We start from the raw sequence: 14,638 nt of genomic DNA, 5'->3' as shown, positions 1-14,638 counted from the left end.
GCCTGCCCGTCGTCCCTTGACCGGCCGGTCAAGGGACGGTGTGGAGGGGGCGCGGTGCGGGCGCAGTTGACGAGGTGGCTGGGACTGAGGCCGGTGGGCGACGTTGGTGGGGGCGGCGCCGGTAGCGGCGCTGGCGGTGATACCGGTGTTCAGTTCGGGGGTAGGTCGGAGTCCGGGGTCAAGGGCCCTTCAGTCGACCCGAAGACCGACCGCCAGCGTCAGTTCAAGGACCCGGTGTGGCGATGCGAGATCCGGAAACAGCTCCCGCAGCTGCGACATCCGGTACCGGACTGTCTGGGGATGGACGAACAACGCCGCCGCCGCCTCGTCCCGCCTGCCCTGGTGCAGCAGCCACGCCCGCAACGTCTCCTCCAGCCGCCGTGCGGTCGCGACAGGCAAGGTCCGCAGCGGTGCGAGGGCTCGGGCACGCAGGTCTGCGAACGCATCCATGTCGGCGCTCAGCACCAGCTCGGGCAGGTGGTCCTCGGTGTCGCGAATATCAGAGGAGAGGGAGCGCGCGCGTACGGCTCGTGCGTACGAGGCGTACGCGCGCGTCCATGGCCGGGCCGGGCCGACCACGGGGGTGCGGTCGGTGAGCTGCCGCAAGAGATGTGGTCGGTCGGCGTCGGGGACGAGCAGCACACCGGTGGCGTCCGGCAGATCGTCGAGGACAAGCGTGCTCGGGTCGAGCGAGCGGTAGGCAGGCCGGGCCTGGGCGGCGGGCAGCAGGACCGCGGTCAGCGAAACCGGGGGCTGCCACCCGGCCCGTTGCACAGAGGCCAGCAGCACGTCCGGGCTCGCGCCGGCGAGGAGGTCGCGGGCCAGGTGTTCCAGGTGACGCTCGTGGGCCCTGCCCCGGGCGGCCAGTTCGTCGGCGTGGCCCGCGGCGCTCGCAGCGGAGAGCTCGTCGATGTAGGCGAAGGTCAGCTCGGCGAACTTGGCGACCTCGGCGGCGGGCAGACCTGCCGGTACGGCACCAGCTGCCAGGCATCGCCAGGCTACACGGGCGCCGACGCGGTAGGCGCTGAGCAGGGCGTCCATCGAACGGCCATCGCGCACTTCGCCGCGGCCCAGCTCGTAAGCCGCGTCGTCGCCGTCGCCGCCCGTGGCGTTCCCGCTCGCGAGGTCCAGGTAGTGCCCCAGGGCGGTGCGGACGGCTCGGCGGATGGTGCCGCCCATGCGGCCCGAAAGGGCGTTGGCGTAGGACGGGACCTCGTCGATGATCGCCTGGACGACCTCGTCGGCGGTGGTCTTCAGCGCGGCCCGAAGTACTGTGACGGTTGTCTCATCCAGGGCCAGCTCGGTGGCCCTTCGGATTGCATGGCTCATATTTTTGTTCCTTGCGAACAATTCGGCCGACCAGATTCACGTCCTACGGACAGGACTTTACGTCCTGAGGCGCATCAAGCTGGAGTCATGACGAGTGCAGCCCTCCGCAGTAGGGCGTGGAAACTGCTGGAGATGGTCACGACGCCGCTGCTGCCGTCGGATTACCTCGACCTGATCAGCCCGCTGCGTGCGAGTGCTGACCTGCGTGGGCGCATCGAGTCCGTGCACCCCGAGACGGGTGACGCCGCGACCATCGTGATCAGGCCGGGGCGGGGCTGGCGCGGCCACACGGCGGGGCAGTACGTGCGGATCGGGGTCGACGTCGACGGGGTGCGCCTGTGGCGTGCCTACTCGGTCACCTCGCCGACAAACCGCCAGGACGGCCGCGTCACGATCACCGTGAAGGCGATCCCGGACGGAAAGGTCAGCAACCACCTGGTCCGCAGGGCGAAACCAGGCACGCTGATCCAGCTCGACCAGCCGACCGGTGACTTCGTGCTGCCGCAAGCCAAGCCCGCCAAAGTGCTCTACCTGACGGCCGGCAGCGGCATCACGCCCGTGATGGGCATGCTGCGCGACGTCGAGTTCGACGACGTCGTCATGGTCCACTCCGCGCCACAGCCGCAAGACGTGATCTTCCGCAGGGAACTGCACGACCTGGTCGCGGACAAGAAGCTGCGTCTCACCGAGTTGCACACCGACACAGACGGCATGCTCGACATCGCCCGTCTCGCCGAACTCGTGCCCGACTGGGCCGAGCGCGAGACCTGGGCCTGCGGGCCCGCGGGCCTGCTCGACGCCGCCGAAGAGCACTGGACCGGGCACGGCGTACGAGAGCGCCTGCACACCGAACGCTTCCGCCCCAGCATCGTCGTCGCCGGCGACGGCGGCGAGGTCACGTTCAGCGCCACCGGCAAGACCGTCGACGCGGACGGCGCCACGCCGTTGCTGGACATCGGCGAGGAGGCCGGCGTGCTCATGCCCTCCGGGTGCCGCATGGGCATCTGCTTCGGCTGCGTCACGCCGCTCAAGGCGGGCGCCGTCCGCGACCTGCGCACCGGCGAGATCACCGAAGCCGAGCCGGGCGTCCTCATCCAGACCTGCGTGTCCGCCGCGGCGGGCCCCTGCGACATCGAACGGTAGGAGCACCTTGACCGCCATCGACCCCACCGCCCACCTGACCGCGGAGCAGATCGAGGAGCTGGGCCGCGAGCTGGACGCGATCCGCGACGAGGTGATCGCCGACCGCGGCGAAAAAGACGCCGCCTACATCCGTAAGGTCATCTCGGCGCAGCGCAAGCTCGAGCTGGTCAGCAGGGGCGTGCTGCTGTTCTCGATCTTCCCGCCCGCGTGGCTGATCGGCACCGCCGGTCTGTCCGTGGCGAAGATCATGGACAACATGGAGATCGGTCACAACATCCTGCACGGCCAGTGGGACTGGATGCGGGACCCGAAGATCCACTCCACCACCTGGGAGTGGGATCACGTCTCGCCGGCCGAGCAGTGGAAGCACTCGCACAACGAGCTGCACCACACGTACACCAACGTGATCGGCAAGGACAACGACCTCGGCTACGGCATCATGCGCGTCGACGAGGACCAGAGGTGGCACCCGTTCCACCTCGGCCAGCCGCTGTGGAACTTCATCAACGCCTGCTTCTTCGAGTACGGCATCGCAGCGTACGACCTGGAGCTCGGCAAGAACCTGCACAAGCGCCGCCGCAAGAACCCGGAATTCCGCGCGCGGGCCAAGGCAGTGGGCCGCAAAATCCGCAAGCAGGTCCTCAAGGACTACGTGATCCACCCGCTGCTGTCCGGCCCGTCATTCCTCACCACGCTCGCCGCCACGTTCACCGCGAACCTGGTCCGCAACATCTGGTCTCACTCGGTGATCATGTGCGGGCATTTCCCCGAGGGCGTGCAGGTCTTCGAGCGCCGGTCGATCAAGGGCGAGACGCGCGGCCAGTGGTACCTGCGCCAGATGATGGGCTCGGCGAACATCAGCGGCAGCAGGGCCATGCACTTCATGACCGGCAACCTGTCACACCAGATCGAGCACCACCTGTTCCCGGACCTGCCGAGCAACCGGTACGCCGAGGTCGCAGTGAAAGTGCGCGCGCTGTTCGAGAAGTACGAGCTGGAGTACGTCACCGGACCGCTGCCCAAGCAGGTGTTCTCCGCGTGGCGCAAGGTCTTCCGGCTCTCGCTGCCGAACAAGAAGCCCAAGGTCAAGAGGCCGGACCGCGAGCAGGAGCTCGTCGCGGCCTGAATCCCGGTATTAAGACGTCGCACCGGTCCACGGACGGCCGGTGCCGGGCGGGGTGAGGTGCTCGGCGAGCACGCGGGCGGCGTCGGCAGGCCGGGGCCTCAGGCTGCGAACCGGTCGGTGTGGCCGGGCAACTGCTGCCCCGGGCGCAGGAACCGCTGGCCGCCCTGTTCGTCACGCACCGCGAGGAACCCGGCGTCCGTCAGGCGCTGTGCGATCTTCCCGCGGCGGATCGCGCCCACCTTGAACGCCACGGTGAAGAGCAGCGCGACCGCCCCGCCTGAGGCGACCGCTTCGACCGACGACCTGTCGATGAGCAGGAGGACGGGCAGGACCACGCAGGCGAGGTAGCCCGTTACCTTCTGTCTCCGGTCGGCGACGTACTGGGCCATGACGTCGAAGGTAATGAGGTCTTTCAGCACGGCCACGGCACCGACCGCTTCGGGCAGCGGCTTCAGCAAGCCCTGCTCCAGCCTGGCACTGTCCCGCCATTGCCCGCCGGCGGATGGGCGGTGATGGTTGCCGCCTCGCGGACGCGCGCGTCGGGCTGCGGGTCCCGGTACATCCGGACCTGGACGAGCGAGTTCTTGAACCCGGTCCTGTACGCCGTGCCGTACGTGTAGCCGTACTGCTCCGCCACGCGCGCCAGGGCGGCCGCCTTCGGCGTGGAGCCCTGGGGGGCGATCTCGACGATGTCCTGCTGGCGGGCGATTCGAGAAGAGCGACTCGCTTCTCCTGGGGTGTTGCTCTGATGCGTGGCGTGGCAGCGCGACGGGCGAAGGGGCGGGCATACAGGCATTTCTTGTACGGCCATCCGGCGGCGCGTGCTGAACCGGCGGGAGTGAATGGTGCTGTCGCCAGAGGGCAACCTCTTCAACAAACCCGCAGTCAGCCTTGTCCAGGTGCCCCGTCGGCTGGAAGGGACTCCGCCATGGCTTTGGAGCTGATCCGGCCGACCCACGAATTTGATGTCAGGGGGAACCACACGATGTCGATCTCGACACCATGAAAGGTGTGGGTGAGGTCTGCCAGCGACGTGAAGACTGCAGACTGCACGTCCTCAGGGACCGAGTCGGCGGGCATCAGAGAGGGAGGCAAAGAACAGTGTGGCCATCGCCTCGAACGCATCGTTCGGAGGCTGGACCAGGACCTTCACCGACCCCCGGCTCTGCGCGGCCATCGTCGACCGTCTCACCTTCAACGGCGCGATCATCGAGACCGGCACTGAGTCATACTGCCTCGCTCACACCAAGGCCCAGCAACCGATACGGGTCTCGTGGAGGTCGTGGAGCGCGCAGAGCAGGGCCGTGTGGGCGGGATCGGCGCCCTCCATCGCGGCCAGCGTGACGCCGATGACGGAAGTGCGGTGACTGTGCTCGGCGACGGTCTCGGCGGCAGAGACAGGAACGCCGTCGTAGGGCCAGCCGGTGCGCGTCTGGTTCCGCAGGGCGCCGGTCTCAAAGAGCAGCGCGGCTGTGGCGGCGGTCTCGGAGTCTGCGGGCGTGTGTTCGTGCACGTCGTTGCTCCTGGCGGTGCGTCAGTTCGTCTGCTGGAGACGGTAGTAAACCGATTCGATGTCTCGCCGCGATACCGGGGACAGAACCCGAGCGTCGAGGAGTTCGACGGCTCGCTCCCGCAGGTGCCGGGCGGCGGAGGGCTCGTCCCTTACGGACCTGCCTGTCCCCGAAGCGGGGGTGATCCCTCGTCCGCCCGGACGTACCCACGCATGAGGTTGGGGCCGTCCGGGCAGGCAGTCGTCCAGACGGCCCTTGCGGGGCGGCGACGGGACGAGGTGCAGCGTGGCACGCGGCAAAGCACGGCACGACCGGGGCGCCGGGCTGCTCACGCGTCTCCGGCGCGACCCCTTCGCCGTCCAGACGGTACGGTCCACGGCGGCTGCCACTCTCAGCTACGTCGTCGCCCTCAGGCTCAGCAGGGAACCGGTCCCCCTCACCGCACCCCTCACCGCCCTCCTCGTCGTCCAGGTCACGCTCTACTCCACCGTGACCACCAGTCTGCGCCGGGTGACCTCGGTCGTCGTCGGCGTCCTCATCGCCATCGCGTTCAGCGTCGTCGTCGGCCTCTCCTGGTGGAGCCTCGCCCTCGTGATCCTCGCCTCGCTGCTCGTCGGCCGGCTCGTCAGGGTCGAGGAGTTCATCCCCGAGGTCGCGATCAGCGCCATGCTCGTCCTCGGCGTCACCCAGGTCTCCGACACCGCCTGGGACCGCGTCCTGGAGACCCTCATCGGCGCCATCGTCGGCATGCTCTTCAACCTGCTTCTCGCCCCGCCCGTCTGGGTCGACACCGCAGGCGACTCCATCGAGGACCTCGCCCGACGGATGCGACTGCTGCTCCTCGACGTGGCGGACGAGTTCACCGGCGCACCCCCCGTCGAGCAGGCCGCCACCCATCTCCACGAGGCCCGCCGCCTCGACAACGACGTCGCCGGCGTCGACGGGGCACTGCGCACCGCCGAGGACAGCCTGCGGTTCAACCCCCGCATCAAGGAGGGCCTCCTGCACCGGGTGGTGTTGCGCACCGGCCTCGACACCCTGGAAATCTGCGCCGTCGTCCTGCGGGTCCTCGCCCGCACCCTCACCGACCTGGCGAAACATCGTGGTGGGCACCAGCTGCTGCCCGAGGGGGCCGCCCCGGCCATCCGGGAGACCGCCCAGCACACCGCCGACGCCCTCGTCAGCTTCGCCGTCCTGGTCACCACGCGGGGTAGCGAGGGCGCCCAGGCGGCGGAAACCCGGCTTGCCGCCGAGCTGCGGGCGGCCAGGGCCTGCAGGGACCGCGCCGCCGACAGGCTCCTCGCCCTCGCCCTCGCCGATCCCGGCAGTTGGCAGCTGTACGGGGCACTGCTCACCGAGGTCGACCGAATCCTCGACGAACTCGACCCCGAGCACCGGGGCCATCGGCTGATGGAGGAGCTGGACCGGCGGGTCCGCGAGCGCAGTGACCGTCGGCGTCTTCCCGCCCTCCGTGACCGGTGGGACACGCGGCGGACCACCCGCGCCGACGGATGACCGCTCGCGACGGGGTACCGGCACCGGCGGGCCTCTACCTCGCCTGCCTCGACCCGATCGGCAACCGGCTGCTGGACGCCATCCGCGCCGCCATGGCCGGACACGACACCGACGCGCCGCCCACTCCCCTGCGCGTCCGGTACGCCCTCTTCACCGCACTCGACGGGCAGCGCAGGGCATGGTTCGTCCTCTACGACCCCACACTGCCTCCCGGCAGCGACGCCGCCCAACGCGCCGCGCACTGCCGCGACGCCATCGACGGCCTCGCCGCGACCGGTGCCGCCGAACTCCTGCGCACGGCCGGGAACCACCAACCCACTGGACGCCGACGCCCTCAAACACACCTGGCGCGGCCTGTGCACCGCTCTGGTCCGCTGGTGGATCGACAACCCCGACCAGTCGCCCGAGGCCATGACCCGGCGCTGCACCCGGCTCACCGAGGCCGCCCACACCATCTTCGCCGCTGGCGACGACAACACGTGAGCCAGACCGACGCCCACCTTCTGCTGTCGCATCCCGCATTCCGGAATCCTCGCGAACGGAGTCCGCAGGTTCGCCGCCGGCACCGAGACCGGGGTGAAACCGTCCAGCAGCACTCCGGCTCACGGCTGACAGCCAGGCCGACTGCCGGCTTCGTCAGGGACGATCGCTCCGCTGCTCCCCAACGGTCCTCAGGTCACAGCCGCCCGGTTGTGGCCGCAGGGAAGCGACGGCCTCGATGACGCGGAGGTCGGCTTCCCGGACGGCCTTCGGGGCCAGGCGGCGCCCCGCGGCGGGTCTGCGGAACCGGTTCTCGGTGCCGTCGATGATCCTGGTCTGCCCGCTCGCGCCGAGATGGTCAATGGCCTCGGCAAGGGAGCTGGATGCCGGGCGGGATGGTGCAGCCTCGTTCGGAGAGCAGCGGCCGCACCTCACCGATCGCACGCGTGATGGTGGACCGGTCGGCACCGAACCAGCAGGCAGTACGTCATGGGTGGCACCGTGGCGAAGCTGGACGACAGTGGCCAGCAGCCGATCGACGAAGACCAGCCTGTGTTTCGCCCCGGCGCCCACTGCCCGGCGCCGAGCCCGCGAGGCAAGCACGGCCTGATGCCGTTCGAGCCACAACGGGCCGACCACCGCAACGAGTTCAGCAATCACCTCGGGCGACAGCCCCGTGATCTGCCGACTCCGGATGATCAGTGCACGTGCCCGGTTCCCCACCATGCAGACAATGCTCAACGATCAGAGGTCCGACGCACCAGCGGCCAATCATGCACGAGCTCGTTAGGGCGTGTATCGAAAGTGGATCTTGGGCTGTGAATGATCACGGTTCATGGGTCGGGGAGATCTCACGGACGAGCAGTGGGCAACGCTGGAACCGTTGTTGCCGAGGAGGACGAAAGCGGGGCGGCCGCCCGTCTGGCCTCGGCGGCAACTGATCGACGGCATCCGGTTCCGAGTCCGGACCGGTGTTCCGTGGCGGGACGTGCCCGTCGAGTACGGGCCGTGGGGCCGGGTCTACGACCTGTTCCGCCGGTGGCAGCGGAACGGCACTTGGGGCCGCATCCCCACCCGGCTTCAGGCTCTGGCCGACGCGAAGGGCGCGATCGCGTGGGACCTGAGCGTCGACTCCACGGTGTGCCGCGCCCATCAGCATGCCGCCGGAGCCCGCAAGCGGGGCGATCTGCAGAAGGAACCACCGGGCGGTGTGTTCATCGAGCCCGGAGATCACGCACTGGGGCGCTCGCGCGGCGGGTTCACGACCAAGCTGCACCTGGCTATCGAGCAAGGCCAGAAGCCCATGTCGATCGTGGTCACGGCCGGGCAGCGCGGCGACTCGCCGCAGTTCGAGCCCGTGCTTGAGAAAGTCCGCGTGCCTCGCATCGGGCGGGGCCGGCCACGTGTCCGCCCCAATCGGGTCCGCGCGGACAAGGCGTACGCCTCCCGCAAGAACCGTGCCTACCTGCGTCGCCGCGGAATACGCTGCACCATCCCTGACAAGGCTGATCAGGCCCGCAATCGCCAAAAGCTCGGATCTTACGGCGGCCGGCCACCGCGCTTCGACCCGATTGACTACCGCGAGCGTCACGCGGTCGAGTGCGGGATCAACCGCCTCAAGAGAAACCGCGCTGTCGCCACGAGGTACGACACGCTGGCTGTGCGCTACGAGGCGACTGTACTGGTCGCTGCGATCAACGAGTGGCTGTGAGCCTGCGACGTCAGGCCAGGCTGCGGCGTGCCAGGGCGAGGAACTCCGCCTTGAATGGCTCGAGGCGCTCGGACAGGTTCCCCTCATCACGCTCCTGCCAGACCGCTTGATTGAGAGCGCGGGCGTAGGCGGTCGTCGGTGAGTGAAGGCCAGGAGCACTCAGCAACTCGATGCTCTTCTCGGCTATTCGAAGACCGTCCATCGCGGGCCTGGCCGTCACATACCAGTCATCACCAACCTCCCATTGAGGCGGCCGCGCATGCGCCACGCCCTCGGCCTCCAGCGCGCACCGGATGAACTCCAGCACGGTCCTGATCTGCTCGGTACGACGCTCCTCCGCCCACGCCGCAGCCCGTCTTTGTTCTTCAGCCCGGTCGGCTGCCCGCTGCGTCGTGCGCTGGGTCAGATACGTCAACGCACCACCTACAGCCACACCGACCATCGAAATCACTGGGGTCCACAGGTCTACTGCCACGGCCGACTACTACCAGTACCTGCCCACCGGCCGCTACCGATCTTGCGAGAGAGGCATGCCTTCCCAGATACCGAGCCGCTCTAAGACACACTTCCGATACACGCTCTAGTCCCTTTTGCCTCGGCGTACGAGAGCGACGATCGCGCCGGGTGCCAGGACGATCGCCGCGACGAGCATCACGAGGAAGGTGGGGGACTCGCCCTGGTAGGAGTCGCTGACCTCCACCTGCGAGGCGAAGAGGCCGGCAACCAGAACGAGGACAACCGAGACACCCAGAACGATCATGCCCCACGCCCTGCCGGCCGGGATGCTGCGCATCGGGATGAGCGAGATCGACAACCAGACCACCGCGACGACCAACAGCACGGTCAGTGAACCAAACATCGGCACTCCCAAATCATCGTTAAGCCACCTCACATGGCTTCGATGAACTTAGGACGGATGCAGCACGCGCAATGTGTCATGCGTGCAGGGAACCTTGTTGCCTGTGCACTGTTGAATGCAGTCTCTGCGCCTCGACCTCGTTGCGTGGCATGACTGGCCTCTGTCATCCTGGTGCCTGGCTGACTGCGCTGGGGGCGACTTGTGAGGTTAGGAGCCGCGGCGTCACACCGCAGGGCCGACAGCGAGTCCCGACCCGTGCCTGTCCGGTGAGCCCCATCCTGGACACCAGCTCTGTTCCACCGCGAGACCGGGAAGAGGTGGTCCGGTACGCCGTGTGGGAGTCCGTCGTTCGGATCGACATCGAACACCATCTGCCGCCCGATGACCTAGCGGTGCACATCGGGCTGGATACCGTAGGGCCCATCGGGGTCTGCTCGGCGCGAGCGACTGCGCTCACTATTCAGCGGACTCCGCGGCTGGCGCGAGAGGACGTTGAGCCGGCCGTCTTCCTTGGCCTTCAGGTGACCGGGACCAGTGTGGTGGTGCAGAACGATCGCGAAGCCCTGCTGAAGCCGGGAGACTTCGCCCTCTACGACACGTCCGCCCCCTACACCCTCCTCTTCAACGAGGGGGTCGACCAGCACTTCCTCCGTTTTCCCCGCGCGGCACTCGCGCTGCCTGAGAGGTCGCTCCGGGATATCACCGCGGTAGCCCTCGCCTCCGACAACCCTCTTGCGCGTCTGGCCTCTGCCTACTTTCGCCAACTGGCCGTCAGTGAGGAGCTGCACCGGGGCCGGCCCGCCGAAGCGGTCGTGCAGCCTAGTGTCGAACTCGTCCGGGCCGTCGTGGCAGCCCAGGCCGGAATGGTGGACCTGGCCCGTGGACCATTGGCGGAAACACTCGGCCTGCGCATCACGCAATACATACGGGCACACCTCGCAGATCCTGACCTGTCGGCGGCGCGGATCGCAGCCGCGCACGGCATTTCGGTCCGTCATCTCTACACCGTTCTGGCCCGGTCGGGTATCAGCCTCGGAGACTGGATCCGCACGCACCGGCTGGCGGAATGCAAGCGGGAGCTGGCCACCCCACAGGGTCGGCACAAGACCATTGCGGCGATAGGTCGAAGCTGGGGCTTTGCCGACGCGACCCACTTCAGCAAGATGTTCAAACAGGCCTATGGCATCTCGCCCCGGGCCTGGCGCGACCACAACCGCCCCCACCCCTCCGCCTGAAGAAAGGCGTCGTTCCGCCCGTCGCCACACGAATACGTCGTCATCTCCCGCTGGCCCCGGCTCGATCACGCCGCGGGGTGCCGGACGGTGCTGCAGGCGGGCGGAGACCTGGGCGGAGGCGTTCCTGCCGCCGGCGGCAGGCCAGGCCGATCCGGGCCGGAGGGCATCCGAGGGCATCCACCCGACCACATCGTCGGCCCGCCCCGGCACATTCGCCGGACCTGTCGTGCCGAGCGGCCTGCCCGGCCCCAGGGGCGGCCCGAGACTCACCCGTGACCTGCGGAAAGATCCACGACGGGGTTTCCGCCGGTTTAGTCGCCACGCGCACAGGATCGTCACCGAACCGACATACCAAGCGGTCGGAAACCCCCTTACGCAGGGGCTATACCCATGAGTAACGTACGCGGACCACCAGCGCCACCCGCCCGTTTCCCGGGGCGGCAAGGAGCAAGATCGATGTCGTACCACCAGCCTTTCCCCGGCCCACCGCCCGTACCCCAGCACCGGAACGCCGGGCGGCACCGCCAAGAGGCGGCGTCGCAGTCCTGGGAGGGTGGATCGCCGTCCTGGAACACCGATCCACAGGCAGCCTGGGACTCGTCCCCGCGAGCGTGGGACTCCTCGCCACAGGGCCGGGACTCTGCGCAGCAGCTCTGGGACGCGTCCCCGCAGCCGCCCGCCGCCACCGACGATCGTGATGATCTGCACCGGCTCGGATCGGCTTACCGCAGGCTCCGCCGCGTCGCCACCTTCACCGCGCTCGGCTACTTCGTCATCTTCCTTTTCCTGTCCGGCTACGCCCCCTCGATGATGACCAGCAACATCACCGGTGGTCTCACCACCGGTCTGGTCCTGGGGCTCCTCCAGCTGCCCGTGGCGCTGGCTGCGATCGCGCTGTACGAGCGGATCGCGCGCAAAACCGTCGACCCGCTCGCCGCGGCGATCCGCGAACGCGCCGAGCAGGCGGCCGCGGCAGCCGCGCCCCGGCCAGAACGCCAGAGCCGCTCCGGACGTCCCGTGTGGCAGCAGCCCACCGGAGGTGCGCGCGCATGACCAGCTTCAGCTCCGAGGCCCAGACCATGTCGCTGATGGCGTTCATCGCGGTCATCACTGTCACGCTGCTGCTGTGCGTGATGACCGGACCCGATCGTGACAACCTGGGCGATTTCTACACCGGCTACCGCTCGCTCTCCCCCGTGCAGAGCGGCCTCGCGATCGCCGGCGACTACATCTCCGCCGGCACCGTGCTCGGCACCATCGGCATCATCGCGCTCGTCGGCTACGACGGCGTCACCCTCGCCCTGAGCACCGCGCTCTCGCTGGTCCTGATGATGTTCCTGCTCGCCGAACCGCTGCGTAACGCCGGCCGGTTCACGATCGGCGACGTCTTCACCCGGCGTCTACCCGGCCCCGCCGTGCGGATCACCACGGCCGCGGTCACCCTCGCCGCACTGCTGCCGCTCGTGATCTTCCAACTCGCGGGCGCCGGAGATCTCCTCTCCGTCGTCCTCGGCTTCGACTCCGACGGCTTCAAGACCGGGGCGATCGTGTTCCTGGGCCTGCTCATGATCGCGTACGCGGCGATCGGCGGCATGAAGGGCACCGCCTTCATCCAGATCGTCAAGACCGTCACCCTGCTCGGCGCGTCCCTCGCGATCGCCGCGCTCATTCTCAACCGCTTCGACTTCAGCCTGCCCTCCCTGCTGAACGCCGCCAAGCGCGGCAGCGGGGCGGGAGACGCCTATCTCGCCTCCAGTCTGCAGTTCGGCGGCAACGAGCTCGACATGATCAGCACTCAGTTGACGGTCGTACTCGGCGCCGCGGTGCTGCCGCAGATCACCATGCGCATGTTCACCGCGCGCAGCGCGGCAGCCGTGCGGCGCTCGATGTCCTGGGCCGTGTCCATCGTCGTCGTGACCTGTCTGCTGATCGCCGTCATCGGCTTCGGCGCGGCGGCGATCGTCGGCCACCAGGGGATCGTCGCCGGCGACCCGCAGGGCAAGACAGCGTTCCTCATGGTCAGCCAGGCCGTCATGGGCACGGACCAGACGACCGTCGAGACACTTCTGTTCACGGCTGTGGCAACAGCCATCTTCCTCACCCTGTTGGCCTCGGTCGCCGGGATCACCCTCGCCTGCGCCAACACCCTGGCGCACGACCTCATCACGCACGGGTTGCGCCGCAAGGCGCAACTGAAGGACTCCACAGAGATGGCCATCGCCCGGACCGCCGCGGCGGGCGTCGGGTTCGTGGCGATCGCGATCGCCGCCGGTACACGGCATCTGAACCTTCAGGCACTGCTCACCCTGTCGTTCTGCATCGGCGCGTCCGCGGTCGCACCGGCCCTCATCTACAGCCTCTTCTGGCGCCGCTACTCCCGTACGGGACTGCTCTGCACCCTCATCGTGGGCAGCGCCTCCGCGTTCATCCTCATGACCGGCAGCAACCTGGTGTCCGGATCGCCCCAGGCGATCTTCCCGGACCAGGACTTCAACTGGTTCCCGTTCACCACATCGGGCATCCTCTCGGCCCCACTGGGCTTCCTCGCAGGCTGGCTCGGCACGGTGCTCCACGAACGCGACCCGGCCGACCAGCGCATGCGATACGAAGCGGTGGAGGAGACGATCCTGGCCGGCACACCCGCGGCGACCAGCGCCTCCGCGTCCTGATCCGCACGCCCTTTCAGCTGTCCCTAGGTGCCTATACCTTGTTTCAACCTCCCGAGTTCGAACGCATGGCGGCATGGCTCTCGAAGGGCGGCCACGTGGGGCTCGTGCACGGGGTGCGCTGCATTCCGAGGACCGGGGTGTACGGGAAGTGGATGTCTCCGACCCGCAGCCAGTGCCCGAAGCAGGTCTCCCACTCGGCCTCAACGTCCGGGCGGTCCACGCCGTTGTAGCCGGCGATCGTGATGCCTCTGGTCAGCAGACGGTAGGTGTCGAGCACGGCAGGTGCATTCCCACCCGCTCGGTCCGGGGACAGCTGACCGTCCAACGCGCCTACCAGGGCGATCCGGGCGCCACGGTTCGCTGCGTGGACAGCGGCCGTCAGCAACTCACCGCCCACGGTATCCAGGACGACGTCGATGCCGTCCGGCGCCGCCTGGGCGAGTTGCTGGCCGAGAAAACCCGCTCCGCGCAGCAAGGTGGCGTCATAGCCCAGCTCCCGCTCAAGTCGCTGAGCCTTCTGCGGTGAGCCGGCACCGCCGATCACCCGGGTGGCGCCCAACAGTCGGGCGATCTGGCCCGCCATGGTGCCCACGGCTCCGGCGGCGCCGGTCACGAACACGGTGTCTCCCTCCTCGACCTCGGCCAGCCGGGTCAGCGCGCGCCGTACGCCGCGGAGCCCTGGGCGAGATGGGCCACCGGGTCAGGCAGGGCGCCGTCCAGCAGCCGGCACTCGGTGGCGGCAGGCGTCGCGTACTCCCGCCACCCCTGAAGGTGCAGTACCAGCCGCCCCTTCTCCAGCGGCCCGTCGACCACTTCGCCGATCGCGGGGCCGAACAGGGTGTCGCCAGGGCGCAGGGGCGGCAGCGGGACATCGCGTGTCTCGCCCCCGATTAGGGTGCGCAAGCCCGGGAAGACGAGAAAATGGGTGTTCCGGACGAGTACCTGGCCGGCCTCAGGCCGGGGTATGGGCGCTTGTACCAGGGTGAAGTCGTCCGGAGTCGGCAATCCATCGGGGCGGCGGACCAGGCGTACGAGACGGTGAGACGCATTCATGGCCGGA

General features: G+C 68.6%; 17 protein-coding genes and 1 pseudogene. 9 read left to right on the top strand and 9 right to left on the bottom strand.

The annotated features are described in order from the left end of the window. Nucleotides 1-189 precede the first annotated feature (189 nt). Nucleotides 190-1,329 carry a PucR family transcriptional regulator gene (locus ACFC0G_RS33505; protein WP_376410797.1) on the bottom strand — a complete coding sequence of 380 codons (1,140 nt, stop codon included), beginning with the start codon at nucleotides 1,327-1,329 and terminating at the stop codon, nucleotides 190-192. Between the two features lie 87 nt (nucleotides 1,330-1,416). On the opposite strand from ACFC0G_RS33505, the gene ACFC0G_RS33500 reads away from it, so the two are divergent. Together ACFC0G_RS33500 and ACFC0G_RS33495 are read left to right on the top strand one after the other, a co-directional pair. Further along, a complete protein-coding gene (locus tag ACFC0G_RS33500; RefSeq protein ID WP_376410793.1) occupies nucleotides 1,417-2,472 on the top strand; it encodes a ferredoxin reductase in 1,056 nt (351 codons plus the stop codon). Between the two features lie 7 nt (nucleotides 2,473-2,479). Next, on the top strand, nucleotides 2,480-3,598 hold the full coding sequence (locus ACFC0G_RS33495) for a fatty acid desaturase family protein (protein WP_376410790.1): 1,119 nt from the start codon (nucleotides 2,480-2,482) through the stop codon (nucleotides 3,596-3,598). A 98-nt stretch (nucleotides 3,599-3,696) separates the two neighbouring features. Here the strand turns inward: ACFC0G_RS33495 and ACFC0G_RS33490 are convergent, their stop codons facing one another. Both ACFC0G_RS33490 and ACFC0G_RS33485 read right to left on the bottom strand, forming a co-directional pair. Next, on the bottom strand, nucleotides 3,697-4,056 hold the full coding sequence (locus ACFC0G_RS33490; protein WP_376410787.1) for a hypothetical protein: 360 nt from the start codon (nucleotides 4,054-4,056) through the stop codon (nucleotides 3,697-3,699). After that, the gene (locus ACFC0G_RS33485) at nucleotides 4,050-4,235 is read right to left on the bottom strand and encodes a hypothetical protein (RefSeq protein ID WP_376410784.1); all 186 of its coding nucleotides are present in this window, start codon (nucleotides 4,233-4,235) and stop codon (nucleotides 4,050-4,052) included. Before ACFC0G_RS33485 ends, ACFC0G_RS33490 begins: the two co-directional genes overlap by 7 nt. A gap of 442 nt (nucleotides 4,236-4,677) precedes the next feature. On the opposite strand from ACFC0G_RS33485, the pseudogene ACFC0G_RS33480 reads away from it, so the two are divergent. After that, a pseudogene (locus tag ACFC0G_RS33480) lies at nucleotides 4,678-4,854 on the top strand (ATP-binding protein); the annotation flags it as partial. Here the strand turns inward: ACFC0G_RS33480 and ACFC0G_RS33475 are convergent. Beyond that, nucleotides 4,839-5,111: an HD domain-containing protein gene (locus ACFC0G_RS33475; RefSeq protein ID WP_376410781.1), complete on the bottom strand. Its 273-nt coding sequence runs from the start codon at nucleotides 5,109-5,111 to the stop codon at nucleotides 4,839-4,841. The pseudogene ACFC0G_RS33480 and the gene ACFC0G_RS33475 sit on opposite strands and share 16 nt — an antisense overlap. 283 nt (nucleotides 5,112-5,394) lie before the next feature. Between ACFC0G_RS33475 and ACFC0G_RS33470 the strand changes: the two genes are divergently transcribed. Further along, nucleotides 5,395-6,624, top strand: coding sequence for an aromatic acid exporter family protein (locus ACFC0G_RS33470; protein WP_376410778.1), 1,230 nt, complete (start codon nucleotides 5,395-5,397; stop codon nucleotides 6,622-6,624). A 276-nt stretch (nucleotides 6,625-6,900) separates the two neighbouring features. After that, on the top strand, nucleotides 6,901-7,107 hold the full coding sequence (locus ACFC0G_RS33465; RefSeq protein WP_376410775.1) for a hypothetical protein: 207 nt from the start codon (nucleotides 6,901-6,903) through the stop codon (nucleotides 7,105-7,107). A gap of 153 nt (nucleotides 7,108-7,260) precedes the next feature. On the opposite strand, the gene ACFC0G_RS33460 is transcribed toward ACFC0G_RS33465, so the two are convergent. After that, on the bottom strand, nucleotides 7,261-7,830 hold the full coding sequence (locus ACFC0G_RS33460) for a hypothetical protein (protein ID WP_376410772.1): 570 nt from the start codon (nucleotides 7,828-7,830) through the stop codon (nucleotides 7,261-7,263). A 109-nt stretch (nucleotides 7,831-7,939) separates the two neighbouring features. Between ACFC0G_RS33460 and ACFC0G_RS33455 the strand changes: the two genes are divergently transcribed. Further along, nucleotides 7,940-8,815, top strand: a complete 876-nt coding sequence (locus tag ACFC0G_RS33455) for an IS5 family transposase (protein WP_376410769.1) — start codon at nucleotides 7,940-7,942, stop codon at nucleotides 8,813-8,815. 10 nt (nucleotides 8,816-8,825) lie between these two features. On the opposite strand, the gene ACFC0G_RS33450 is transcribed toward ACFC0G_RS33455, so the two are convergent. Beyond that, nucleotides 8,826-9,290, bottom strand: coding sequence for a hypothetical protein (locus ACFC0G_RS33450; RefSeq protein ID WP_376410766.1), 465 nt, complete (start codon nucleotides 9,288-9,290; stop codon nucleotides 8,826-8,828). A 105-nt stretch (nucleotides 9,291-9,395) separates the two neighbouring features. After that, nucleotides 9,396-9,674 carry a hypothetical protein gene (locus tag ACFC0G_RS33445; RefSeq protein WP_376410763.1) on the bottom strand — a complete coding sequence of 93 codons (279 nt, stop codon included), beginning with the start codon at nucleotides 9,672-9,674 and terminating at the stop codon, nucleotides 9,396-9,398. Between the two features lie 266 nt (nucleotides 9,675-9,940). Between ACFC0G_RS33445 and ACFC0G_RS33440 the strand changes: the two genes are divergently transcribed. The 3 genes from ACFC0G_RS33440 to ACFC0G_RS33430 all read left to right on the top strand — a co-directional run bounded on the left by ACFC0G_RS33440 (nucleotide 9,941) and on the right by ACFC0G_RS33430 (nucleotide 13,578). Next, nucleotides 9,941-10,909 carry a helix-turn-helix domain-containing protein gene (locus ACFC0G_RS33440; RefSeq protein ID WP_376410760.1) on the top strand — a complete coding sequence of 323 codons (969 nt, stop codon included), beginning with the start codon at nucleotides 9,941-9,943 and terminating at the stop codon, nucleotides 10,907-10,909. 456 nt (nucleotides 10,910-11,365) lie between these two features. Then, a complete protein-coding gene (locus ACFC0G_RS33435; protein ID WP_376410757.1) occupies nucleotides 11,366-11,962 on the top strand; it encodes a DUF485 domain-containing protein in 597 nt (198 codons plus the stop codon). After that, a complete protein-coding gene (locus tag ACFC0G_RS33430) occupies nucleotides 11,959-13,578 on the top strand; it encodes a cation acetate symporter (RefSeq protein WP_376410754.1) in 1,620 nt (539 codons plus the stop codon). The genes ACFC0G_RS33435 and ACFC0G_RS33430 overlap by 4 nt, the downstream gene beginning before the upstream one ends. Before the next feature lie 43 nt (nucleotides 13,579-13,621). Here ACFC0G_RS33430 and ACFC0G_RS33425 read toward each other — a convergent pair whose 3' ends face one another. Next, nucleotides 13,622-14,197 (bottom strand): zinc-binding dehydrogenase, encoded by a 576-nt coding sequence (locus tag ACFC0G_RS33425; protein WP_376410751.1) that lies wholly within the window; start codon nucleotides 14,195-14,197, stop codon nucleotides 13,622-13,624. Nucleotides 14,198-14,229: 32 nt separating this feature from the next. Beyond that, entirely contained in the window at nucleotides 14,230-14,631 is a 402-nt protein-coding gene (locus tag ACFC0G_RS33420) for a hypothetical protein (RefSeq protein WP_376410748.1), read from the bottom strand. Nucleotides 14,632-14,638: the final 7 nt, after the last annotated feature.

The sequence above is a fragment of the Streptomyces sp. NPDC056169 genome, from assembly GCF_042268445.1.
In the GTDB taxonomy this organism is placed as follows: Bacteria; Actinomycetota; Actinomycetes; order Streptomycetales; family Streptomycetaceae; genus Streptomyces.
Note: the sequence above shows the minus strand (reverse complement) of the source record. Positions and strands in the feature narration are given on the sequence as shown.